General features: G+C 70.5%; 29 protein-coding genes and 1 pseudogene. 7 read left to right on the top strand and 23 right to left on the bottom strand.

Annotated features, from left to right (window positions below):
- Window positions 1–99 precede the first annotated feature (99 nt).
- The 3 genes from ACN28A_RS39175 to ACN28A_RS39165 form a co-directional block, all read right to left on the bottom strand.
- Window positions 100–297, bottom strand: coding sequence for a hypothetical protein (locus ACN28A_RS39175; protein ID WP_421391406.1), 198 nt, complete (start codon window positions 295–297; stop codon window positions 100–102).
- Between the two features lie 437 nt (window positions 298–734).
- Window positions 735–1,223 (bottom strand): hypothetical protein, encoded by a 489-nt coding sequence (locus ACN28A_RS39170; protein WP_421391404.1) that lies wholly within the window; start codon window positions 1,221–1,223, stop codon window positions 735–737.
- A complete protein-coding gene (locus ACN28A_RS39165) occupies window positions 1,220–2,047 on the bottom strand; it encodes a hypothetical protein (protein WP_421391402.1) in 828 nt (275 codons plus the stop codon). The genes ACN28A_RS39170 and ACN28A_RS39165 overlap by 4 nt, the downstream gene beginning before the upstream one ends.
- 81 nt (window positions 2,048–2,128) lie before the next feature.
- Between ACN28A_RS39165 and ACN28A_RS39160 the strand changes: the two genes are divergently transcribed.
- Window positions 2,129–2,326 (top strand): hypothetical protein, encoded by a 198-nt coding sequence (locus ACN28A_RS39160; protein ID WP_421391400.1) that lies wholly within the window; start codon window positions 2,129–2,131, stop codon window positions 2,324–2,326.
- A 5-nt stretch (window positions 2,327–2,331) separates the two neighbouring features.
- On the opposite strand, the gene ACN28A_RS39155 is transcribed toward ACN28A_RS39160, so the two are convergent.
- From ACN28A_RS39155 to ACN28A_RS39085, 15 genes are all read right to left on the bottom strand, one after another.
- Window positions 2,332–2,511: a hypothetical protein gene (locus ACN28A_RS39155; RefSeq protein ID WP_421391398.1), complete on the bottom strand. Its 180-nt coding sequence runs from the start codon at window positions 2,509–2,511 to the stop codon at window positions 2,332–2,334.
- A complete protein-coding gene (locus ACN28A_RS39150; protein ID WP_421391396.1) occupies window positions 2,508–2,741 on the bottom strand; it encodes a hypothetical protein in 234 nt (77 codons plus the stop codon). The genes ACN28A_RS39155 and ACN28A_RS39150 overlap by 4 nt, the downstream gene beginning before the upstream one ends.
- Before the next feature lie 258 nt (window positions 2,742–2,999).
- A complete protein-coding gene (locus ACN28A_RS39145; RefSeq protein ID WP_421391394.1) occupies window positions 3,000–3,302 on the bottom strand; it encodes a hypothetical protein in 303 nt (100 codons plus the stop codon).
- Window positions 3,277–3,576 carry a hypothetical protein gene (locus tag ACN28A_RS39140; protein WP_421391392.1) on the bottom strand — a complete coding sequence of 100 codons (300 nt, stop codon included), beginning with the start codon at window positions 3,574–3,576 and terminating at the stop codon, window positions 3,277–3,279. The genes ACN28A_RS39145 and ACN28A_RS39140 overlap by 26 nt, the downstream gene beginning before the upstream one ends.
- Window positions 3,573–4,118, bottom strand: a complete 546-nt coding sequence (locus ACN28A_RS39135) for a hypothetical protein (protein ID WP_421391390.1) — start codon at window positions 4,116–4,118, stop codon at window positions 3,573–3,575. Before ACN28A_RS39135 ends, ACN28A_RS39140 begins: the two co-directional genes overlap by 4 nt.
- On the bottom strand, window positions 4,115–4,357 hold the full coding sequence (locus tag ACN28A_RS39130) for a hypothetical protein (RefSeq protein WP_421391388.1): 243 nt from the start codon (window positions 4,355–4,357) through the stop codon (window positions 4,115–4,117). The genes ACN28A_RS39135 and ACN28A_RS39130 overlap by 4 nt, the downstream gene beginning before the upstream one ends.
- The gene (locus tag ACN28A_RS39125) at window positions 4,354–4,575 is read right to left on the bottom strand and encodes a hypothetical protein (RefSeq protein ID WP_421391387.1); all 222 of its coding nucleotides are present in this window, start codon (window positions 4,573–4,575) and stop codon (window positions 4,354–4,356) included. Before ACN28A_RS39125 ends, ACN28A_RS39130 begins: the two co-directional genes overlap by 4 nt.
- A gap of 123 nt (window positions 4,576–4,698) precedes the next feature.
- Window positions 4,699–5,580 carry a hypothetical protein gene (locus tag ACN28A_RS39120; protein ID WP_421391385.1) on the bottom strand — a complete coding sequence of 294 codons (882 nt, stop codon included), beginning with the start codon at window positions 5,578–5,580 and terminating at the stop codon, window positions 4,699–4,701.
- Window positions 5,581–5,627: 47 nt separating this feature from the next.
- Entirely contained in the window at window positions 5,628–5,975 is a 348-nt protein-coding gene (locus tag ACN28A_RS39115) for a hypothetical protein (RefSeq protein ID WP_421391383.1), read from the bottom strand.
- Window positions 5,976–6,254: 279 nt separating this feature from the next.
- Window positions 6,255–6,725, bottom strand: coding sequence for a hypothetical protein (locus ACN28A_RS39110; protein ID WP_421391381.1), 471 nt, complete (start codon window positions 6,723–6,725; stop codon window positions 6,255–6,257).
- Window positions 6,722–6,871 (bottom strand): hypothetical protein, encoded by a 150-nt coding sequence (locus ACN28A_RS39105; RefSeq protein WP_421391380.1) that lies wholly within the window; start codon window positions 6,869–6,871, stop codon window positions 6,722–6,724. The genes ACN28A_RS39110 and ACN28A_RS39105 overlap by 4 nt, the downstream gene beginning before the upstream one ends.
- A 162-nt stretch (window positions 6,872–7,033) precedes the next feature.
- On the bottom strand, window positions 7,034–7,573 hold the full coding sequence (locus tag ACN28A_RS39100) for a hypothetical protein (protein ID WP_421391378.1): 540 nt from the start codon (window positions 7,571–7,573) through the stop codon (window positions 7,034–7,036).
- Window positions 7,570–8,367: a helix-turn-helix domain-containing protein gene (locus ACN28A_RS39095; RefSeq protein WP_421391376.1), complete on the bottom strand. Its 798-nt coding sequence runs from the start codon at window positions 8,365–8,367 to the stop codon at window positions 7,570–7,572. The genes ACN28A_RS39100 and ACN28A_RS39095 overlap by 4 nt, the downstream gene beginning before the upstream one ends.
- 214 nt (window positions 8,368–8,581) lie before the next feature.
- Window positions 8,582–8,776, bottom strand: a complete 195-nt coding sequence (locus ACN28A_RS39090; RefSeq protein ID WP_421391374.1) for a hypothetical protein — start codon at window positions 8,774–8,776, stop codon at window positions 8,582–8,584.
- Window positions 8,776–8,937, bottom strand: a complete 162-nt coding sequence (locus ACN28A_RS39085; protein ID WP_421391372.1) for a hypothetical protein — start codon at window positions 8,935–8,937, stop codon at window positions 8,776–8,778. Before ACN28A_RS39085 ends, ACN28A_RS39090 begins: the two co-directional genes overlap by 1 nt.
- Before the next feature lie 336 nt (window positions 8,938–9,273).
- On the opposite strand from ACN28A_RS39085, the gene ACN28A_RS39080 reads away from it, so the two are divergent.
- Complete coding sequence (locus ACN28A_RS39080; protein WP_421391370.1) at window positions 9,274–9,681, top strand: helix-turn-helix transcriptional regulator; 408 nt, start codon at window positions 9,274–9,276, stop codon at window positions 9,679–9,681.
- On the opposite strand, the gene ACN28A_RS39075 is transcribed toward ACN28A_RS39080, so the two are convergent.
- Window positions 9,682–10,332: an MBL fold metallo-hydrolase gene (locus tag ACN28A_RS39075; protein ID WP_421404926.1), complete on the bottom strand. Its 651-nt coding sequence runs from the start codon at window positions 10,330–10,332 to the stop codon at window positions 9,682–9,684.
- A gap of 115 nt (window positions 10,333–10,447) precedes the next feature.
- Window positions 10,448–11,203 carry a maleylpyruvate isomerase family mycothiol-dependent enzyme gene (locus ACN28A_RS39070; RefSeq protein WP_421404073.1) on the bottom strand — a complete coding sequence of 252 codons (756 nt, stop codon included), beginning with the start codon at window positions 11,201–11,203 and terminating at the stop codon, window positions 10,448–10,450.
- Between the two features lie 244 nt (window positions 11,204–11,447).
- On the opposite strand from ACN28A_RS39070, the gene rsgA reads away from it, so the two are divergent.
- From rsgA to uvrC, 4 genes and pseudogenes are all read left to right on the top strand, one after another.
- Window positions 11,448–12,518 (top strand): ribosome small subunit-dependent GTPase A, encoded by a 1,071-nt coding sequence (gene rsgA / locus ACN28A_RS39065; RefSeq protein ID WP_421404071.1) that lies wholly within the window; start codon window positions 11,448–11,450, stop codon window positions 12,516–12,518.
- Between the two features lie 163 nt (window positions 12,519–12,681).
- Window positions 12,682–15,633, top strand: a pseudogene (uvrA, locus tag ACN28A_RS39060) (excinuclease ABC subunit UvrA); the annotation flags it as partial.
- Window positions 15,634–15,883: 250 nt separating this feature from the next.
- A complete protein-coding gene (locus ACN28A_RS39055; protein ID WP_421404069.1) occupies window positions 15,884–16,366 on the top strand; it encodes a Rieske (2Fe-2S) protein in 483 nt (160 codons plus the stop codon).
- Between the two features lie 146 nt (window positions 16,367–16,512).
- Window positions 16,513–18,450 carry an excinuclease ABC subunit UvrC gene (uvrC, locus tag ACN28A_RS39050; RefSeq protein ID WP_421404067.1) on the top strand — a complete coding sequence of 646 codons (1,938 nt, stop codon included), beginning with the start codon at window positions 16,513–16,515 and terminating at the stop codon, window positions 18,448–18,450.
- Window positions 18,451–18,594: 144 nt separating this feature from the next.
- On the opposite strand, the gene ACN28A_RS39045 is transcribed toward uvrC, so the two are convergent.
- Window positions 18,595–18,969 carry a hypothetical protein gene (locus tag ACN28A_RS39045; RefSeq protein ID WP_421404065.1) on the bottom strand — a complete coding sequence of 125 codons (375 nt, stop codon included), beginning with the start codon at window positions 18,967–18,969 and terminating at the stop codon, window positions 18,595–18,597.
- Between the two features lie 464 nt (window positions 18,970–19,433).
- On the opposite strand from ACN28A_RS39045, the gene ACN28A_RS39040 reads away from it, so the two are divergent.
- Complete coding sequence (locus tag ACN28A_RS39040; RefSeq protein WP_421404063.1) at window positions 19,434–20,126, top strand: hypothetical protein; 693 nt, start codon at window positions 19,434–19,436, stop codon at window positions 20,124–20,126.
- Here the strand turns inward: ACN28A_RS39040 and ACN28A_RS39035 are convergent.
- The gene (locus tag ACN28A_RS39035; protein ID WP_421404061.1) at window positions 20,123–20,854 is read right to left on the bottom strand and encodes a DUF4760 domain-containing protein; all 732 of its coding nucleotides are present in this window, start codon (window positions 20,852–20,854) and stop codon (window positions 20,123–20,125) included. The two genes, ACN28A_RS39040 and ACN28A_RS39035, sit on opposite strands and share 4 nt — an antisense overlap.
- A 62-nt stretch (window positions 20,855–20,916) precedes the next feature.
- Window positions 20,917–21,441, bottom strand: a 525-nt coding sequence (locus ACN28A_RS39030; protein WP_421404924.1) for an MFS transporter, incomplete at its 5' end; no start/stop codon positions are given.

The raw sequence follows: 21,441 nt of genomic DNA, 5'->3' as shown, positions 1-21,441 counted from the left end.
GGTGACACAGCAGCTTGTCGTGGGACGAGCAGCAGGTGCCGGCGGCAGGGGTGTCACCGCAGCGCCAACAGTCGACGGCGACGATGTTCGGCAGGGCGGTCACGACGTCACCGCCGGAGACTCGGCGGGCAGCGGCTCGTACTTCTTCCAGAAGTTCTCCAGCCGCACGTGCGTCAGCCGGGGAGACCGAACCGACACGCTGTCGTTCCACTCGCTTCCGGTGCAGCCGGTCACCGTGACCTCGGCGTTATCCTTGAGTCGGCGATAGCGGCCCGGGTCGGGCTGGACGTAACTCATGGTTGATCAGCTCCGTTCGGTCGGAAGGGAAGAAGAGGGCGACCACTCGGGGCAGCCGACGATCGGACCGGGCCTCACCGCACGCCCGTCGCCGACGTGACACGTCGTGGTTTCAGAGGTGCAGGGCCGCTCGCCGCCCTCGCTGGTGTCGGTCCAGCCGGACCCACCACAGGCCGCGCACTCCGGGTGCCCGGACAGGTCCACGCCGACCGCACACGACTCGGCGATCGACTGGCCGCTGTTGCCCCAGTTGCAGCCGGGCGTACAACCGCACGCATCGTGCTCGGGTTGGAAGTGCGCGCACGTCTTGCAACCCCGGGCGCCCGGGTTGTACCAGCAGCGGCCCATGTGTTCGACCGTCCTGGCCTTGCTCGACCTTGAGAAGCGGGTGCAGTGCGGGCACCGGTACCGCTTCACTGTCAGGACGGTGGGCTGGTTCACGCGGCGGCCCGCTCGCAGATCTCGCGAATCGACATGCCCTGAGTCAGGCCCGGCAGCAGGTGATTACTCTTCTGCCGCCACTCGTCGTACGCCTCCTGAACGGCGCGCATGTTCTCGTACTTCTTCGCGTCGTGGCGAACCCACTCGGCCATCCGCATGTCGCCGAACGCGCACCGGTCACCGGCACCGAGCGCAAGGATCGCGTCAAGGTCGTACGGCAGGGCGAATGGAAGCTCCTGCTGCATCGGGTCCGCGTCGCGGATCTCGTACTCCCCGGCCTTGACGATCGCGTCGTCGGCGAGGTTGAACAGCATCTCGGCGAGCTGGTCCCAGTCGTCGGGGGCGGACGTGGCCCGGAGGAAGCCGATGACGTCAGAGCGGAGGTCGCCCCACGCCTCCTTCTTGCTCCATACGCCGCTTCGCTGGGACGCCCAGGTGCGGTACAGGTAGACAACGTGGTCGAAGGCGGGGGTACGACGCTTCATCGCTTCCTCTTCCAGTCCTTGGCCAGGGCGAGGATCGCCTCACCGGCCTTGCGAATCTCTTCGGTGTTGACCGCTCCGGACGGCGGCATCGGGGCGTGGCCGAGGTGGTCGGCGTACAGGTCGACGGCGCGGGCGCGAAGCTCGGGACTGCCGAACGTCTGCGCGAGCGTGATCAGCCGTCGTACGTCGTCGCTGACGCGGGCGGCGTGCGCAACTCCGCTTCCCTCGGCGGCCGGTCGAGCGATGTCCTCGGCGACGGGCCACGGAAGTGCCGGACCGGTGGTTTGAGCGCCGGGGGAGGTGGCGTCGTTGCGAAGGTTGCTTTGCGACAAGTTCCCTTTCATCCCGGACGCCACCTCCCCCGGCATAGGCCCCGACCGGTCGGGCCGGGTTTCGGCACTGGACGCGAACGCGTCAGCACCGGTCGGGGGGTTCGTGGGTTGTTCGCGCTCGCGGCGGACCTCGGCGATCGCGGCAGCAGTTGGGCGCCCCTCGGTGCGTTCCTGAACCTCGCGCCACACCTCGGCGCGCTCGGGCTCGGGGACGCGACTGAGTTCTCGCGCCTGACCCTCGTTTGCGACCGGAACAATTGTTCCGATCTCGGCGGCGTCGATGATCTGGCGAGCGCGCCGATCGGTGAAGCCCCACCGGCTCATGCAGTACGCCTCGAAGGTGCCGAACTCGGCTCGGTAGAGACGGTTGTCCCGGATCGTTGCCAGGGCGGTGCCGACCTCGACGAAGGTTTGAAGGCCGGCGGCGATCTTCTGTTCGCAGTCGGCAAGACAGTCAGCCTCGGCTCGGGTCAGCAGGACAACGTCAGTCATGCAGCGACTCCAAGGTCATCGGGATGCGCCGGCAGGTAGCCAACTGGCGCCATCGGATGTATTCACTCTACCATCATATGTATGCGCACTACGATCAGCAATATGGCGGAGCGACCCACAACGGTTCGGTTCAGGGCAGACATCAACGCGGCCATCCGAGAGGTGGCCGATGAGATGGGCGTGAGCTTCAATGCGGCCCTGTCCGTGCTCGTGACCGAGGCGCTGCGTGCCCGAGGTCGACACCCTGGCAGGCGAGAGCAACCGCGCGATGACGCCTGACCGCCTCATCGGGGATCACCTGACCGCTGCTGCAACCGGTCCAGATCCCCGGCGCCGTCAAACAGCAACCCAACCCCGCAGCCGACCGTCAACCAGCATGCCGGCCACCACCAGCCCAGCACGGCGGCAACAACCCCAAGTAGCACGAGGACCAGGCCGACAACCAGGCAGTCGATCGGGTTCACCGGCCGAGCGCCTTCACGCACGACCGGCACTCCCGCAGCCCGGCAACCGTCTCGTACTCCACTTGACTGCCGGTGCCCAACCACATCGACGCCGGCAGCACATACAGGCCACACATCGCCGCGCAGTCATCAGCCCGGGTCAGGGCGTGCTTGACCTGAGACTTCGGCAGGTAGCGCCACTCGACGTGCGCCGGCTGGGTGGGCTGGGCGAGCGGCCGGGGCTCAACCATGGCCACCATCCCGCATCCGGGCCATGACCGCCGTAGCGTCGACATCCCCGGCCGTGCTCCGGTACACCCCGGACACACGCGGCGGCACCAACCCCGACGGCGACACCGCAGCCGACCCCTGCCGGTAGGTGACCCACCGCTGCGCCACGCGAGCACGCCGGGCGCGACGACCCCGAACCCGCCGGGCCGACAACACCACCAGCAGACCGGCGCCGACGACCATGAGCCCTACTCCCAGCCACATCCACCGCTCGCCGATCACGACTCGTCACCACCCATGCGGATCACAACCGTCGGATCGTCGGCGGACACCGGCCGGACACCGGGCACATGCACGGTCCCCGTGTGCGGCCGACGGCGAAGGCCGCGCCCGACCCTCGGCGCCCGGATCTCCGCCCGGCGGTCGACGTCATCCACCGACTCCGGCTCGACCGGGCCGCGCACCGCCCACGCCGTCACCCCGACCGCCACCGCCAGCAGCAGCACGCCGAGCAGGAACGCGCCCCCGATCTGGGCGGCGGTGACCGGAACGACCTCAATCCCGGACGGCTGCGGAGACACGCTCCACCTCCCCGCCGGAGGCGTGGGCCAGCGCCCAACGCAACTCGTCAACGTCACGATCGAGCCGGATGTTCTCCGACCGCAGTTCGGCATTGGTCAGCCGCATCGACGCCATGACCTGCCGGTGCCCTTCGTCGATCTCCATGAGCTGCCGGTTGTGCTCGGCCTGCTTCGCGTCGAGCAGGCGGCGAAGACGAATGACCTCGGCCCGCAACGCCTGCTGGTCGACGAACCACAGGCGGAGGGAAGAGAGCCACCGCACCAACCGGTTCACGGGGTGACCTCCGCCCGGATCGGCGGGAGCATGCCGGTGTCCTCGGTGTTCGCCGCCGCTTCCATCCGGCCCCGGAGAACGTCGTCTATGACGTCGCGTTCCTCCCACCGGTCTTGGCGCGGCACCCGGGCCGCACCGACGGCCGGGTTCAGTAGCGACGGCACCGTGTTCCGGTCCCGTACCGGCCAGGCCGTGACGGTCGGCTGCTCGACCACGCTCAGCGGCGGCGGAGGCCCGTACCCCTTCGGCTCGGCTGGCTGCCCGTGCGCAACCAACGTCCGCGCCCAAGCCGGTAGCCGCCACGGGGCGCGATGCGACGCCGGGGCGATCGACCTACGTGACGTCACCCCGCTCAGCAGTTGCGTCCCCCACTGCCAACGCAGCTTGTCCTGCTTCGGGTCCAGCGCCGCATGCGCCTGCCGATCCCGATGGATCTCGCGGGGGATGACGACGGCAACGAGCACGACCAGGCCGAAAATCGCTACCGTCAAAAGGGCGAACCCCACCCCGATCCCGTAGTCCTCGCCAGTAACTACGCTCACCGGGACTCACCCCCCGGCACGATCGGGGCCTGAATCCGCAGCGGGGCGACGATCGCCTCGAAGCGGGCGTACAGCTCCACCTGCTCCCCGTCACTGAGGAACGGGTACGCGTCGACCTGCACCGGCCGTCGCCTTCTGATCCGCCGTCGTCGACCCATCCCGTCGGCGACCATCAGGCCAACGAACGTGATCGCCGAGAACGCGTATATGCCGAGGACGACTGCGGCTGCCGGGCTCACAGCGCCACCTCCGGCGACCGGTAGCGCGGACCAGCAGACCGGTTCCGGGCTTTGATGTCCCGACGGCGGCCGACGTACCCCGACGACTCGTTCAGCGCCGCACGCGGCAGGCCGACCGTCGGCTGGTCGTCCTGCGGAGGTACGACGGCCCGTCCGATGGCAGCAGCAGGGCGGGTGTTGGTCACAAGGTCCCGTAGATAGGACTTGATGAATCCCATGAGATCTCCCGTCGATCTGGTGGTGGTCTACGAATGGCGGGACGGTGGGCTACGACACCCGCACCGGCTGAACCGGCCGACCCGAGCCCGGCGAGGGTTGCCGCCCCCGCCGGGCCGAACACGTCAGACCTCGAAACGGGTCCGACGACGACGGGCCAGCACGAACAGCAGACCGCCGACCGAAACCAGCAGCAGAGCGGCGCCACCGATCCCGAGCACACCCGCACCCGTCAGCGGCAAATCGCCTCCACCGCCACCGGCGGCCGGCGACGGCGAGAACGTCGGGTCCGGATCCGCCGACTCAGACGGACCGGCGGTCGGCTCTGACGTCGGCTCACCGGTCGGGGAAGCCGTCGCGGTCGTGGTCGGCTCCACCGTCTGGGTAGGCGTGGCCGTCGCAGTCGGGGATGCCGTCGCAGACGCGGTCACCGTCGGCGTCGCCCCCGGCGGGGTGCCGAGCTTCACCCGCTTCCCGGCGAGGGTCAGGTTCTTGAACAGCGCCTTCGCGTTCTTGCCGGCGGCGTTGTCGAACACCAGCCCGACCTGACCCAGCGGCGTCCCCTGATGCGCCACCACAGCCGCCGCCCACGACGCGTAGTTCGTGCCACCCGACCACCACGACAAGTCCGCCGCCGACACCGTCACCCAGTCGGACGCGGCGACCGGGCACGACATGACCTGCCCGTACAGCAGCCCGCCGAGCAGATACACGCGCGGCGCCCCACCACCACACGACGCGTCCGCACCGTCGAGCCGGAACGTGAACGAGATCGGCAGCTCGGCGTGCACGTTCCCGGCGACGACCCGTTCCAGGCTCGTCCCCGCCGACGTGCCCGACTGGTCCATCACCAGCACGTTCACACCGTCGACCGCCTTCACGGAGGTGCCGACGTTCGCCGTCCAGCCGTCGATCGTCGCCGCCTGCGCGGCGCCGGTGAACGCCAGCACCCCGGCGACCATTACGGCCAGCGCACCAACACCGCTGGCCAGAGTTCGGATTCTCAATGGATCTCCTTGGAGGGATAACCCCACACCCGGGCGGGCGGAGGGAGTCAGGGAAGCCGCTCGCACGACGGCGGCAGATACACGTACGGGCGTCCGTGCGGGCGGCCGTCGACCATCACCTGCACCTCGCCCGACGTCAGCTCGTAGCCGACCGACCCGCCCGGCTCCACATCGCTAGCCGGGTCGTCGTTGAAGCCGACCAGCACATACCGGGCCTCGTTGACGTTCGTCACGTCCACCCGGGCCGGCAGGCCGTCACACGTCGGCAGCGTGAACCGGACCCGAGGCGGCACCGGATCAACCGACGGAGACACACCACGGCGCACATCGGCCACACCGACCGCGAAACACGCCGCCCCGACGAGCGCGACCACGACAGCACTACGCAGACGCACGAGATGCCTCCCTTGCCGACCGGGAATCAGGGGAGCGGGTCGAGCGGTAGCCGGCTCCGTTACCGAAGCCGTGCGGATCCCGGACCGCCGCGTGCAGGCGCTCCTGAGCGTCCCGAGCCGACTCCTCCGCCCGGCAGAGCTGCCGAAACACGAGACGGTCAAGAGTCAGGAACGCGGTCGCAGCGTGGAGCCACGTCGCACGCACACCCCGCCGGTAGCCGACGAGCTGGCCGATAGCGGCACCGACCAGCAGGCCGGCGGCGCCGAACACGAGGGGAGTCACGACGCCACCGCCTCGGTGCGTACCGTCGCCCCGTCCCGGACCACAACCGGTGGCCGGTCCTCAACCTGCGGACGGGGACGCTCACCCCGCCGCACCTTCCGCCACCGCTCGGCAACCTCGGCGGCGAACTCCGGCGACCACTGCTCCAACACCCTCACGCCGCCACCCCGCCACGACGACTCCGACCCGGCAGCTTCCCGCCGATGCCCCGACGAATCCGCACACTCCGGGGACGGCATTGCGCACTGCGGGCACACGCCCGACTGCGGGCAGAAGTCGCAACCCCAGATCGGCTGCGGGTGCGCCAGGTCGTGCGCGGCCGGGTCAACGTGTCGCTCCCGGAACAGGGCGATCCGCCACACCGTTGACGGGTCCTGCCAGGCAGGCGACGACGGTCCCGGCAGCGGCACCGCCTCGCGGGTCTGGTCGACGGTCCGCAGCAGGTTCGGCGGCAGGGTCGCGGTCACGCGGCACCGGCCATCGGAATGTCTGCCGCCCGCAGATACGTCTCCACGGCGGCGAGCGCTTCCAGGGGCCGGTACCCGGCACCCGGGCTGATGCCCTGGTCCTTTAGCCACACCTCCAGCTCGGCGGCGAGGTGGACCGGGTCCACAGGTGCCGCAGGTGGCCGGGCAGGGGAGGCGGTGACAGCCGTTCGGGGGACCTGATGTATCGTCGAAATAGCCATTTGCCGATGTCCTCCTAGTCAGAGATCGGTAAGAGGCGGAGCGATCGAGCGCTCGTCGGAGGCAGACCGGCGGGCGCTTCGCTTTGGTCAGGCGGCCTCGGCAGGCCGGGCCAGGTAGGTCTGTAGGTCAATCCCGAGTTGCCGCGCCGCCTCATCCGGCGAGGCCGAATCTGGACACAGCACCCGCAGAGCCAGCAGTCGGTCGTAGTGCGCGACCTTGTCGTCATAGGTCCGCCGCGCGCGGATGGCCTCGGCCCGCTTGTCCTCGATCTGCGCCCACGGCCACAGCTCGATCAGTTCGCGCTGAAACACTGTCCGGCCGTCGTCGACCTGTACCCGCCGCGCCTGCTTGGCCGGCATGCTCAGCACTCGTCCGTCATGCGCAAACATCACTCGGTTGCGGTCCTCGTAGCGGCGAATCTCCGCGCCGAGTCCGTCGCGCAGGCACGCTCGCTCCACCTGTCGAGCCCAGAACCGCTGACCCTGGACGGCGTCGTTCAGCAGCGCCTCGGCGAGATCGATCCGCTCGGCACTGTCGGTGGTCCGGCCGCAGATCTCGGCCAACATCTGCTCGAACTCTTCGCGGTCCTCAGGTGACCACGAAGCCCGATCAATTGCGTACTTCACTGCGCCCTCCGAAATGGCACGACGTTCGGTTGAGAGCGGGCGATCTCGTCAGCGACGGTCTGGGCAAACTCGCCGAGTAGGCGTGCGCACCGGTACAGCTCACGAACGCACTCGTCGTCGCCGCGATCGACCACGGTCGTTGGGGCATGACGCATCACCACATGAACGGCATGCACCTGCCCCAGAAAGTCCCGCCGCCACTCCCGATGGACGGCGTGAGGGTCGGGCGCGTGGATGTCGAGCGCCGCACGAACGCTGGCGGCAGCAGCAAGGTCGCCGGGCGTTGCCGGAGTCGAGTCGGGGCCGTGCCGGACGTCGACCTCTTCCGTCGACCGCTCAGGGGGACACGGGTGCTCCGGCCCCGATCGGTCCGGTCCGGGCGACGCCTCTACGACGTTGATCGGGGATACTGGAGGACTCGAACGAGTGCTGGCGTACGTCTTCCCGTCAGCACCCTTGATCTCCTCAGGTGATGCATCTGCATCACCTCGGCGGAGGTCCCGGATCACGGTGGCCTGGTCGACCCCGAGGGCCGAGCCGATGGCGCGCTGGCTCATTCCTGCGAGCCGAAGCTCGGCGACCGCCTTCTGTCGATGTTCGGGCGAAAGTTTCAGTCGGTGCTCGGAGTACTCACCATCGACGTACGCCTGCCAGTCGGCATAGCCGAGCGCCCGCCAGTCCTGCTGTGCGTACGCGGCGGCAATGTCGGCAAGGGTGGCCAAGTAGGCGCCGATACCGGCTCGAATGCGGGCGGCGCGGGCGCGGGCGAGTTCCGTCGTTGCGACAGCGGTCACGGCCGGACCTCCCCACATGCGCGCCCCGGCAGGGCTGGGGCGGCAGACGCTGACCGCAGGGGCTCGAGCCCGGCCAGGGAGTCAGGGATGCCCAGTTCCGCCCGAGCGGTCGCCCGGTCCGACACCCAGTACGGCGCATCGCGGCGATCGATCACCCAGCCGCCAGACAGCAGCGGCGTGGCGATACCAGCGGGGGAGGTGAGGTTGCGGACGCTCATGCGGCCCGCCGCCCCGGGACCTGGGCACGCCGACGGCGGCGAACCTTGACCGGTTCGACCGGCGGGGCGAGCAGCGGGGCGAGTTCGGCGCGCTGTTCCTCCGACGGTGCCGGCCAACCGGCGGCCGTCTCGGCGGCGAGGGTTCGCATCGCCTGGTCGAGTGCCGGGTCGTCGAGCCGGTAGGCGGGCATCAGGCCGCCGCCTTGTCGGTCAGGGAGCTACGGCGGCGCTTGGCGGGGCGGGGGAACATGTCGTCGAGGGACAGGCCCAGCATCTCCTGCATTTGGAGGACGGTTTCGATGCTGGTCGCCGCGCTGCCGTAGCGGAGCCGGTCGAGGGTGCGCGGGGCCATGCCCATGATTCGGGCGGCGTCGCGGTTGGTGCGTGCTCCGAGTTCGGCGCAGCGGGCCCGGATGAGGGGCCAGTTGAGACGTGCGGACGCGCTCGGTATGGCGCGTACATCGCTGGTCTGTGCGTCGGGCATGGCGCAAGAATCTCATGAGCCATATATGGCGCGCAACCCCTTGCGACACCCTGTGCTAGTTGTCTTAATCGATGAGTGACGGCATCATGACCGAATGAAGCTGGGGAGCTTACAGGCAATTTACGGCGGTGCGTCATGAGTGACGCACGACGCATGCCACATCTGGCGCACGATCATGCACTGACCAGCCTTTACAGTGCCCTCATGTCACAGCCAGGCCGCAAGGACGCCTTCGCCAACCTGATCAAGCAGGGGCGGCAACGACGCGGCTGGCGACAAGAAGACCTAGTAGCCGCATCAGGCGTCAGCCGCCGAACACTGACCAGATGGGAAGGCGGCGACGCCGAACGACCCGACCTAGACCAAGTCAGGGCAGTCTGCATCGCACTCGGCATCCGACCCATCGACGCCGCCATCGCCCTCGGCCTACTCGAAGCCGACGAAATCGACCAACCCCCACCGCCGCCCGTCGACCCTCGCGCCGACGAACTCCTCGACGTCCTCCAGGACGAACGCATCCCGAAGGCGGCGAAGGAGGCGCTACTCACCCTGCTACGGCAACTCCGCAACCAACCCGACGACGGCCCCACGCCAGAGCGGGAGGCGGTCTGACTACCAGCCCCGGGCCCGCCACTCCGGCACCGACGGACGCTCGACACCCAACGTCGAGTCCTTGCCGTGCCCCGGGTAGAACCACGTGTCGTCCGGCAAGACATCGAACACCTTGGCTTCCAAGTCGTCCATGATCTGCGCAAACTCGACAGGGTTAGTTGTCCTCCCAGGACCCCCAGGAAAGAGCGAGTCGCCGGTGAACAGGTGGGTCCCGTCGACCTCGTCCCGGTAGAGCAGCGCGACGGAGCCGGGGGTGTGCCCGACGATGTGGATCACTTCGAGTTCGCGGTCACCGACCCGGACCCGGTCGCCCTCGGCGAGTGGCTCGGAGTCGATCGGCAGGCCGTCCGCGTCGGCGTCGTGCACCAGTGACCGGGCCCCGGTGCTCGCCACCACCTCCTCCAGGGCGACCCAGTGGTCCATGTGCCGGTGCGTGGTGACCACGGCGGCCAGCCCGCCCTCGCCGACGAGTTCCAGCAGCCGGGGCGCCTCGTTTGCCGCGTCGATCAGGACCTGCTCGCCGGTGGCGGTGCAGCGCAGCAGGTAGGCGTTGTTGTCCATCGGACCGACCGAGAGCTTGCTGACCGTGAGGCCGCGGAGCTCGCGTACGTCGGGTGGGCCGTCGGCGGCGACGTTGCCGGTGTAACTCATCTTCGGTGCCTCCGGGTTGTCGGCGGATCAGGGTCGGGCGGGTCGGATCGTTCCCGTCGAAAGGCGGGGCGAATCAGAAGTCGGGTCGCCCCGCCGAGGGGGCGGGCCGGCGGGTTCAGATCCAGGGTGGAGGTGCCGGCAGCGGCCCGGCGGGCGTGACGACGAGGCCGGCGCCGCCGCTCCGGCCGGTCAGCCAGCCTGCCAGCTCGTGCGCCGGGCCGGTGACGGTGCGCAGTTCCGGGCCGTCGTCCGCGGCCGGCACGCCGACCGGCAGGCCCCGGCCGGTGTGCACGGTCAGCGGTTGCCCGGTCTCCGCCGGCACCAGCACCAGGGCGAGCGGGTCGTCCCGCCGGGCCAGGTCGTGCACGACCTCGTGCAGCAGCCGCTGGCCGAACGCGTCCGGCCAGTCGGCGGTCCGGTAACCGGCGTCGAGGTCCACGTGGTGCACCTCCACCTCGCGCAGCCGGGCCCAGACCAGGGTGGCGGCCGGGCGGAGCCCGCGGGTCGAACGGACCTGGGCGGCCCACGCCGGTGCCGGCAGCTCGCCGGCCGCCTCGGCGAGACGCCGGGCGCTGTCCCGCAGGTCGGCGAGCTGGGTGCCGACCGGCCGGGCCGAGCCGGCCGCGATGTCCGCGTTCCGGGCCGCCGGGCTCGGGTACTGCGGGACGTCCTCACCGGTACGCGCCGACGTCAGCAGGTTGACCAGGCTGTCGGCGTTGCGGGCGAGATGGCTGAGCACGTGGCCCCGGGTCCAGCCGGGGAGCAGGGACGGCTCGCCGGTCGCCGCGTCGTCGAGCCCGTCGACGGTCCGCAACAGCCGCTCGGTCGCCCGGTCCACCTCGGGCAGCAGCGCGAGTGGGTCGAGTGTCACGACTCACGACGATAGCGGTCGGCGGTCGGACGGGCCGGGACGCCTTCGGCCGGGAGTGGCGGAGCGGAATTGGCTTTCGGTCCGACCGGACCAGCACCTACCGTTCGAGGACCGGGAACTGCCGTGCGAGAGGGCACACCCGCGAGCGTGAGGAGGTGGGAGGCATGCCGGACGACGTGCGCGTTGTCACCGTTTCCACTTCTGGATTCGACAGCTGAATCCACCTCTGACGACAAGGGTTGAGATGACCTTCGATCTGGCGTCCCTCGGTTGGGACGCGACACTGGCCGCGGCGTACCCCGAACGCGGCGACGACCTTCGACCCGGCCGGGTGGTCCGGGCCGACCGGGGCATCTGCACCGTGCTCTGCGCGAGCGGGCCGCTGCGGGCCAGTCTCGGCGGCGGCCTGCTGGTCGCGGCGGCCCGGGACGCGGCGAACCTGCCGTGCGCCGGGGACTGGGTGCTGGTCCGGGACTGGCCGGACCGGCGGCTGACCGTGCAGGCGGTGCTGCCCCGGCGTACCGCGATCGTGCGGCGGACCGCCGACAAGGACTCGACCGGTCAGGTGCTGGCGGCCAACGCGGACGCCGTGGCGGTGGTCGAGCCGCTGCACCCGTCGCCGGACGTGGCCCGGATCGAGCGGCTGCTCGCGCTGGCCTGGGAGTCCGGCGCCACCCCGCTGCTGGTGCTCACCAAGTGCGACCTGGTCGCCGACCCGGCGGCGATGGCCGACCAGCTCGGCCGGGCCGCGCCGGGCGTGCCGGTGCTGCCGGTCAGCGCGCAGCGCGGCACCGGGCTGGCCGAGCTGCGCCCGCAGGTGGCGCCCGGCCGCACGCTGGCGCTGCTCGGGCCCTCCGGTGCCGGCAAGTCGACGCTGGTGAACGCCCTGGCCGGGGCGACCGTGATGACGACACAGGGGGTACGCGGGGTGGACGGCAAGGGCCGGCACACCACCACGCACCGGCAGTTGATCCCGATCCCGGGCGGGGGAGCGGTGCTGGACACCCCGGGGGTCCGGGCGGTGGGTCTGCTGGACGCGGCGGCCGGGCTGGACCGGGCCTTCGCCGACGTGGCGGAACTCGTCGCGGCCTGCCGGTTCGCCGACTGCGCGCACCGGGGCGAGCCGGGGTGCGTGGTCCAGGTCGCGCTGGAGACCGGCGAGCTGAGCCCGCGGCGCTGGGAGAGTTGGCAGAAGCTCCAGCGCGAGGTGGCGTACGAGACACGCCGACGGGACGCGCGGCTGGCCGCCGAGGAGCGGTACAAATGGAAGCGGATTCGCAGGGAGCAGCGGAGTCGGGGTCGCCCGGGGCGGTGAGTCAGCGCTCGGTCGCGGTCGGTTGGTGGCGGTGCCGCGGCTGAGCTGCGGGAATTCGGCGGCGCGGGAAACTGTCGTACCCCGGGGCTAGAGTGGCCGAGGCGCTCCTCTGCGCCAGCAAATCGGACAGAACATACTTTTCCTCCCCGGGAGTGCGCGGACAGTGGCCGACCGACTGATCATCCGTGGCGCGCGTGAACACAACCTGCGCGACGTCAACCTCGACCTGCCGCGCGACGCCATGATCGTCTTTACCGGGCTCTCCGGTTCCGGAAAGTCCAGCCTGGCCTTCGACACCATCTTCGCCGAGGGCCAGCGGCGCTACGTCGAGTCGCTGTCGTCGTACGCCCGGCAGTTCCTCGGCCAGATGGACAAGCCGGACGTCGACTTCATCGAGGGGCTCAGCCCGGCGGTCTCGATCGACCAGAAGTCGACCTCGCGCAACCCGCGCTCGACGGTCGGCACCATCACCGAGGTCTACGACTACCTCCGGCTGCTCTTCGCCCGGGTCGGCGAGCCGCACTGCCCGGTCTGCGGCCAGAAGATCTCCAAGCAGAGCCCGCAGCAGATCGTCGACCGGGTGCTGGCGATGGAGGAGGGCACCCGGTTCATGGTGCTCGCCCCGGTGATCCGCGGCCGCAAGGGCGAGTACGTCGACCTCTTCGCCGAACTCCAGGCCAAGGGATACGCCCGGGCCCGGGTCGACGGGGTGGTCCACCCGCTGACCGAGCCGCCGAAGCTGAAGAAGCAGGAGAAGCACACCATCGAGGTGGTGGTGGACCGGCTCACCGTCAAGGCGGGCGCCAAGCAGCGGCTCACCGACTCGGTGGAGTCCGCGCTCGGGCTCTCCGGCGGGCTGGTGCTGCTCGACTTCGTCGACCTGCCGGAGGACGACCCGGCCCGGGAACGGCGCTACTCGGAGCACCTGGCCTGCCCCAACGACCACCCGCTGGCGATCGAGGACCTCGAACCCCGGGTCTTCTCCTTCAACGCCCCGTACGGCGCCTGCCCGGAGTGCACCGGGCTGGGCACCAAGAAGGAGGTCGACGCCGAACTCGTCGTACCCGACCCGGAGCGGACCCTGCGCGAGGGTGCCATCGCGCCGTGGGCCGGCGGGCAGACCCAGGAATACTTCCTCCGCCTGCTGGAGGCGCTGGGCGACGCCGAGCACTTCGACCTGGACACCCCGTGGCGGGCACTGCCGTCCCGGGCGCAGAAGACCGTCCTGCACGGCTCCGGCGACCAGGTGCACGTGCGCTACCGCAACAAGTACGGCCGCGAGCGCTCCTACTACACCGGCTTCGAGGGCGTGGTGCAGTGGATCGAGCGGCGGCACAACGACACCGAGTCGGACTGGTCCCGGGACAAGTACGAGGGGTACATGCGCGACGTGCCCTGCCCGGTCTGCCGGGGCAGCCGGCTCAAGCCGGAGGTGCTGGCGGTCACCCTGGGCGGCCGGAACATCGCCGAGGTCTGCGCGCTCTCGGTCGGCGAGTGCGCCGAACTGCTCGGCGGGATGACCCTGACCGACCGGCAGAAGATGATCGCCGAGCGGGTGCTCAAGGAGATCAACGCCCGGCTGCGCTTCCTGGTCGACGTCGGCCTGGACTACCTCTCCCTGGACCGGCCGGCCGGCACCCTCTCCGGCGGCGAGGCGCAGCGGATCCGGCTCGCCACCCAGATCGGCTCCGGCCTGGTCGGGGTCCTCTACGTGCTCGACGAGCCGTCGATCGGGCTGCACCAGCGGGACAACCACCGGCTGATCGAGACGCTGGTCCGGCTCAAGGGGCTGGGCAACACGCTCATCGTGGTGGAGCACGACGAGGAGACCATCCGGACGGCGGACTGGATCGTCGACATCGGGCCGGGGGCCGGCGAGCACGGCGGCAAGATCGTGCACAGCGGTTCGGTGCCGGAGCTGCTGGCCAACACCGAGTCGGTGACCGGGGCGTACCTCTCCGGCCGCCGGTCGATCCCGACGCCGCAGGGGCGCCGGCCGCAGACGCCGGGCCGGGAGCTGGTGGTGCAGGGCGCCCGCGAGCACAACCTGCGCAACCTCACCGTCCCGTTCCCGCTCGGGCAGTTCATCGCGGTCACCGGGGTCAGTGGCTCCGGCAAGTCGACACTTGTCAACGACATCCTCTACGCCGTGCTGGCCAACCAGATCAACGGGGCCCGGCTGGTGCCGGGACGGCACACCCGGATCACCGGCATCGAGAACGTCGACAAGGTGGTCGGGGTGGACCAGTCGCCGATCGGGCGGACCCCGAGGTCGAACCCGGCGACGTACACCGGGGTCTGGGACCACGTCCGCAAGCTCTTCGCCGAGACCACCGAGGCGAAGGTCCGGGGGTACGGGCCGGGCCGGTTCTCCTTCAACGTCAAGGGCGGCCGGTGCGAGGCGTGCAGCGGTGACGGCACGATCAAGATCGAGATGAACTTCCTGCCGGACGTCTACGTGCCGTGCGAGGTCTGCAAGGGTGCCCGGTACAACCGGGAGACCCTGGAGGTGCACTACAAGGGCCGGACGGTCTCCGACATCCTGGAGATGCCGATCGAGGAGGCGGCCGAGTTCTTCTCGGCGATCCCGGCCATCCACCGGCACCTGAAGACCCTTGTCGACGTCGGCCTCGGCTACGTCCGGCTCGGCCAGCCGGCACCGACCCTCTCCGGCGGCGAGGCGCAGCGGGTCAAGCTCGCCTCCGAGTTGCAGAAGCGCTCCACCGGCCGGACGGTGTACGTGCTCGACGAGCCGACCACCGGGCTGCACTTCGAGGACATCCGCAAGCTGCTCGGGGTGCTGGACAGCCTGGTCGACAAGGGCAACACGGTGATCGTCATCGAGCACAACCTGGACGTGATCAAGACCGCGGACTGGCTCGTCGACATGGGTCCGGAGGGCGGGCACCGCGGCGGCACCGTGCTGGCCGCCGGCACCCCGGAGGAGTTGGCGGAGGTGCCGGAGAGCCACACCGGCCAGTACCTCCGGCCGGTGCTCGGGCTGACCGGGCCGCCCCGGGGTGCGAGCGCGGCGACCGTCCGGGCCGCCAGGGCCAACGGCACCGCCGCGAACACCGGCACCAGCAGGGAGAACGGCCGCCCGGCCGGAGCGGCCGACGGTACCGCGAAGGTCGGCAACGGCCGGTCCGGCGGCGGTACCGTGAAGGGCGCCGCCACCCGCGCGGGCAGGACCGCGAAGGTCCCGGCCGCGAAGAGCACGGCGGCGGCGAAGAGCACGGCGGCGGGTGGGCGGCGTACCGGAAAGTCCTGACCCCGGTCCCGGTTGAACCGGTTGGTGGATATATCCGTGTCTTCGGGCGTGGCCGCGGACGACCAGGGCGCGGCGCCGAAGAGGAAGGCTAGGTATGAGTGACGAACTGACCGGGCCGGGCACGCAGACCCGCCGGGCGCTGTTGGCGGGTGCGGGTGCGGTGGGCGTGTCGGTGGTGCTGGCCGCCTGCGGCACCGGCGACGACGACGCCCTCGACGGCACCGGAAGCAGCCCGTCCGGCGGCGCTCCGGCACCCAGCGGCTCGGCGAGCGCTCCGGCCGAGGGCGGCACCGCCGCGCTGGCCAAGAAGAGCGAGATCCCGGTCGGCGGCGGCAAGATCTTCGCCGACCAGCAGATCGTGGTCACCCAGCCGACCGAGGGCGAGTTCAAGGCCTTCAGCTCGATCTGCACACACCAGCAGTGCCCGGTGACCGGGGTCGACGGGGGCACGATCAACTGTAGTTGCCACTTCAGCAAGTTCTCCGTGGCGGACGGTTCGCCCAAGGGTGGCCCGGCCAACAAGCCGCTGCCGGAGAAGAAGGTCACCGTCGACGGGGACAACATCGTGCTGGCCTGATCCGGGCCGGAGCGCCCGGTGCCGCGGTGCGGCTGTCCGCCGCCGCGCGGTGCCGGGCGTCGTCGTCTCCGTCTGCGCCGCGGGTTGTCCCAGGCGGTGCCGCAGCGCGCCGGGCGTTGTCCCAGCCGGGGTCTAGGCTTGGCGCCGTGCCCGATCCCGCTACCTATCGCCCGGCGCCGGGCACGATTCCCGACCTGCCCGGGGTCTACCGGTTCCGCGACCCGACTGGCCGGGTGATCTACGTCGGCAAGGCGAAGAGCCTGCGCAGCCGGCTCAACTCCTACTTCGGCGACCTGTGGAACCTGCACCAGCGCACCCAGCAGATGGTCACCACCGCCGGCAGCGTGGACTGGGTCACCGTCGGCACCGAGGTCGAGGCGCTGCAACTCGAGTACCTCTGGATCAAGCAGTACGACCCCCGGTTCAACGTGCGGTACCGGGACGACAAGTCGTACCCCTATCTCGCCGTCACCCTCGACGAGGAGTTCCCCCGGCTCCAGGTGATGCGGGGCGCCAAGCGCAAGGGGGTGCGCTACTTCGGGCCGTACTCGCACGCCTGGGCGATCCGCGAGACCCTCGACCTGCTGCTCCGGGTCTTCCCGGCCCGGACCTGCTCGGCCGGGGTCTTCCGGCGGCAGGCCCAGATCGGCCGGCCCTGCCTGCTCGGCGACATCGGCAAGTGCTCGGCGCCGTGCGTCGGCCGGACCTCGGCGCAGGAGCACCGCGGCATCGTCGACGAGTTCTGCGACTTCATGGCCGGCCGCACCGACCAGATGGTCCGCCGGCTGGAACGCGAGATGGGCGAGGCCAGCGAGGCGCTGGAGTTCGAGCGGGCCGCCCGGCTGCGCGACGACATCGCGGCGCTGCGCCGGGCGATGGAGAAGCAGACAGTGGTCTTCGGCGACGGCACCGACGCCGACGTGGTGGCCTTCGCCGAGGATCCGCTGGAGGCGGCCGTCCAGGTCTTCCACGTCCGGGACGGCCGGGTACGCGGCCAGCGCGGCTGGGTGGTGGAGAAGGTCGAGGACCTGACCACCGGGGATCTCGTGCACCACTTCTGCTCCCAGGTCTACGGGGAGGCGGAGGGGGAGGCCGACGTCCCCCGCGAGCTGCTGGTGCCCGCGCTGCCGGCGGACGTCGACGCGCTCGCCGAGTGGCTGTCGGCGCGCCGGGGCAGCAAGGTGGCCCTGCGGGTGCCGCAGCGCGGCGACAAGAAGGCGCTGCTGGAGACGGTGGCCCGGAACGCCGCCGAGGCGCTGACCCGGCACAAGCTGCGCCGGGCCGGTGACCTGACCACCCGCAGCGAGGCGCTGGACGAGATCACCGAGGCGCTCGGGCTGCGCAGCGCGCCGCTGCGCATCGAGTGCTACGACGTGTCGCAGATCCAGGGCACCGACGTGGTGGCCAGCATGGTCGTCTTCGAGGACGGGCTGGCCCGCAAGAGCGAGTACCGGCGGTTCGTGGTGCGCGGCGCCACCGACGACCTGTCGGCACTGACCGAGGTGCTGCGGCGGCGGTTCGCCCGCTACCTCCAGGCCAGGGGCGAGACCGGCGAGATCGGCGACGAGATGGCCTCCGACCCGGACCGGCCGGGCATCGACCCGACCACCGGCCGGCCGCGCAAGTTCGCGTACCCGCCGCAGTTGGTGGTGGTGGACGGCGGGCAGCCGCAGGTCGCGGCGGCGGCCGAGGTCTTCGCCGAGCTGGGCCTCGACGACATCGCGCTCTGCGGGCTGGCCAAGCGGCTGGAGGAGGTGTGGCTGCCCGGCGACGAGTTCCCGGTCATCCTGCCCCGCACCTCGGAAGGGCTCTATCTGCTGCAACGGGTCCGGGACGAGGCGCACCGGTTCGCCATCACGTTCCACCGGCAACGGCGCTCCAAGCGGATGACCGTCTCCGGCCTCGACCAGGTCCCCGGCCTCGGCGAGGTACGCCGCAAGGCGTTGCTGCGGCACTTCGGCTCGGTGAAGCGGCTCTCGGCGGCGACGGTGGACGAGATCGCCGAGGTGCCCGGGGTGGGCCGGCGCACCGCCGAGGCGATCGTGGCGGCGCTGAACCCGGCGGAGGCGCCGGAGGGCCGCTGAACCCGGCGGAGGCGCCGGAGAGCCGCTGAGGTCGGCGGCCGGGCGTCGGCGGTTCGCACCCCGCCGCCCTCACCGGCTGAGCGCTCCGCCGCAACCGCCACCGGCCTGGCCGGTGATCGTTGCCGGTGTCGCCAGCCTCGCCGGTCAGCGATCGCACTCCAGCAACACCCACGCCTCGTAGCCGCCGGGCGAGACGTAGCTGTCGATCACATCGCAGTCGGTGAAACCGGCCTCGCGGGCCCTGCCGAGTGCCTGGCCGTATGCCCAGTCGTAGGCGAGCCCCATGCTGCTGTAGCCCTCACCCCGGAACTGCCGGATCTCGTCGGCGTTCGCTGCCACGCCGGTGCCGAGCAGGGTGACGGAGGCGGCCAGTAGTGCTGAGGTCACGGTACGGGTCAACACGCTCCGATAATAAACAGATATCGATGTGACCGCAGCGCCGGGCGCGGGATGGCAGCCGAGGGCGCCGACGGTGAGCAGGCGATCATCCTCCGTCGGTACCCACCGCAGCCGGGCCATGGGCATACCTCGCGCGGGGACTGTCGAGCTGGGTGCGTGGACGGGGCGCGACATTCCGGGCGTTGGTTTGGTCTGGTGGGCGCGTGGGCGGGGCAGCTCGACAGTCTCCGTCCGGACAACTCGCCCGGCCCGTGGCCGGTCGTGGGGGGTGTGTTCGGATGTCTGGTTCGGGGTGGTGATCGAGGCGGTCCGGCTGGAATGTTGGCGGGGGGTCGGTCGTTACGTTACGCGTACGGCCGAGTAGCACCGCCCGTGAGCTGGGCAGAGTTGGGCTGATGGCTGGCCGGCGGGAATGATCCGGGGCCACCGGTCGTTACATACGGTGTTCGGTTGAGTACGGGCAGCGCCGTGTCCCCCGCGGCGGCTGGTAGTCCGGCCGGACCGATCTTTTTGGGCTTTGTGTTTCCAATGGCGCCTGCCGTCCCCCTGGTGGGTGCTCATCCCCGATTGGAAGGACGACCATCATGAACACGATGCTGTTCAGTCGGTGGCTTCCGGCCATCGAGAAGACGTCGATCGTTCGTAAGGGTGCTCTGGGTGTGGCTGGTCTGGCGTTCGTCGGTGGCGCTGTGGCCGGTCCGGCGGTGGCGGCGCAGGCGGCCCCGGAGCATGTCGGTTCGCCGGTGTCGCAGTCGGTGATGGCCGACAAGGACCACAAGGGCGACAAGGGCGAGAAGAAGAGCGACAAGAAGGATCGTAAGGGTAAGCCGTCGCGGGACCGGTTGGTGCCGCGTGGTGTGCAGGGTGAGCAGTCGCGGATCGACCTGTCGGCCGAGCAGGCCGGGAATGTGCGGGCGATCGTGAAGGCGACGAAGAAGGCGGGGATGGACGAGCGTGCCGCGGTGATCGCGGTGGGTACCTCGCTGCAGGAGTCGAAGTTGGAGAATCTGGGTCATCTGGGTGACCGGAATGATCATGACTCGCAGGGGTTGTTCCAGCAGCGTCCGTCGTCGGGTTGGGGTTCGGTGGAGCAGATCACCGATCCGGAGTACGCGACGACCGCGTTCCTGAAGGGCCTGCGCCAGGTTGATGGTTGGCGGGATCTGCCGTTGACCGTGGCGGCGCAGAAGGTGCAGGTGTCGGCGTTCCCGCAGGCGTACGCGCAGTGGGAGGACCAGGCAGCCGACCTCGTCGCCGAAGCCTGGAACAACAGCTAAGAGCAGACAGAGCCATCCGCTGGCCGGGTCCCCACCACAGGGGACCCGGCCAACGGCGTATCCGGATCGGATTCCGCCCCGAAGGGCGCGGCCGGTGCCGGGCCCGCCGGCTCGGTGGACCGCTGGCCCGGTGCCGACCGGGGTCGTCGCAACCGGTGCCGGTATTCGGTCGCAAGCAACTCCAGCGCCTGGTAGATCTCGTTGCCGGTCAGGACCCGGCGGTCCTGCACGTATCCCCGGCACAGTTCGAAGCACCGGGTCATGGTGCCGCCGCGCAGATTCAGTAGCAGAGGTACGTCCACCAGGCCGCGTACGGCGAGCACCGCCAGGAACTCGTAGTAGTCGAGCAGTGGGAGGACGTGCTGCTCGTCGTCGTCGGTCAGGTCGGCGCCGACCGGCTGGTGTGCGCTGATCCGGCGGGCCATCCAGACGTCCGCCTGGCTGAGCGTCTCCGCGCTCTGGAAGGCGGTGATCAGGCCGACCGTGTACTGCCGGCGCTGCGACTGCCGCTGCTGCAACACGGTCATCGCGCCGAAGACCACGGCGACCAGGATCGAGGCCGCGGTCTCGTTGATCTCGCTGTTGGTACTCAGGAACGTGAAGCCGGCCATCACCAGGGCGGCGAGCGCGACGGCCTGCACCACCAGCCGGATCGGTCGGCGGGCCAGCCGCCAGCGCATCTGTACCCGGCGCAGTGCGGCGGCCAGCCGCTCACCAGCGTCGCTCATCCCCGGCTCCCATCGCGCGTCGGCTCGGACGGTCGCGTCCTGGCGCAGGGTATCGACCGCTGTCACCCGGCGGCGGAGTGGTCCGGCTCGGGCAGTTCGCGCAGCTTCGGGATCGTGGTGGGCAGTATCCAGAACAGCCCGGTGATTGCCCCGACGGTGGCGATCCAGAGCGTCGGGCGTACCCCGAGAGCCGCGCCCAGGGTGCCGCCCAGCAGCGCGCCGATCGGCCGGATGCCGTAGTTGACGGTGCGTTTCGCCCCGGTGACCCGGGCCAGCAGCCGCTCCGGGGTGGCCGCGACCTGTAGCGAGCCGACGGTGATGTCTATCATCATCACGCCGAGCCCGGCGAGGAACTCGGCGGCGAAGAGCGCGCCCAGCACCACCGGGGTCGGGCCGCCGGCCAGCGGCACCAGCACCAGCGGAGCCGGGAAGAGCACGAAGCTGACCAGGACGGTCGGGCCGATGCCGAACCGGCGGACGAGCCGGCCGGTGACCGCCGCGCCGAGCAGTGCGCCGATCGAGCCGACCCCGATGACCAGCCCGAGCAGGCCGGGGGAGAGTCCCAGTTCGGTGCTGACGTAGAGCAC

Origin of the sequence: Plantactinospora sp. WMMB782, from assembly GCF_049179135.1 — a bacterium.
GTDB lineage: Bacteria > Actinomycetota > Actinomycetes > Mycobacteriales > Micromonosporaceae > Plantactinospora.
Note: the sequence above shows the minus strand (reverse complement) of the source record. Positions and strands in the feature narration are given on the sequence as shown.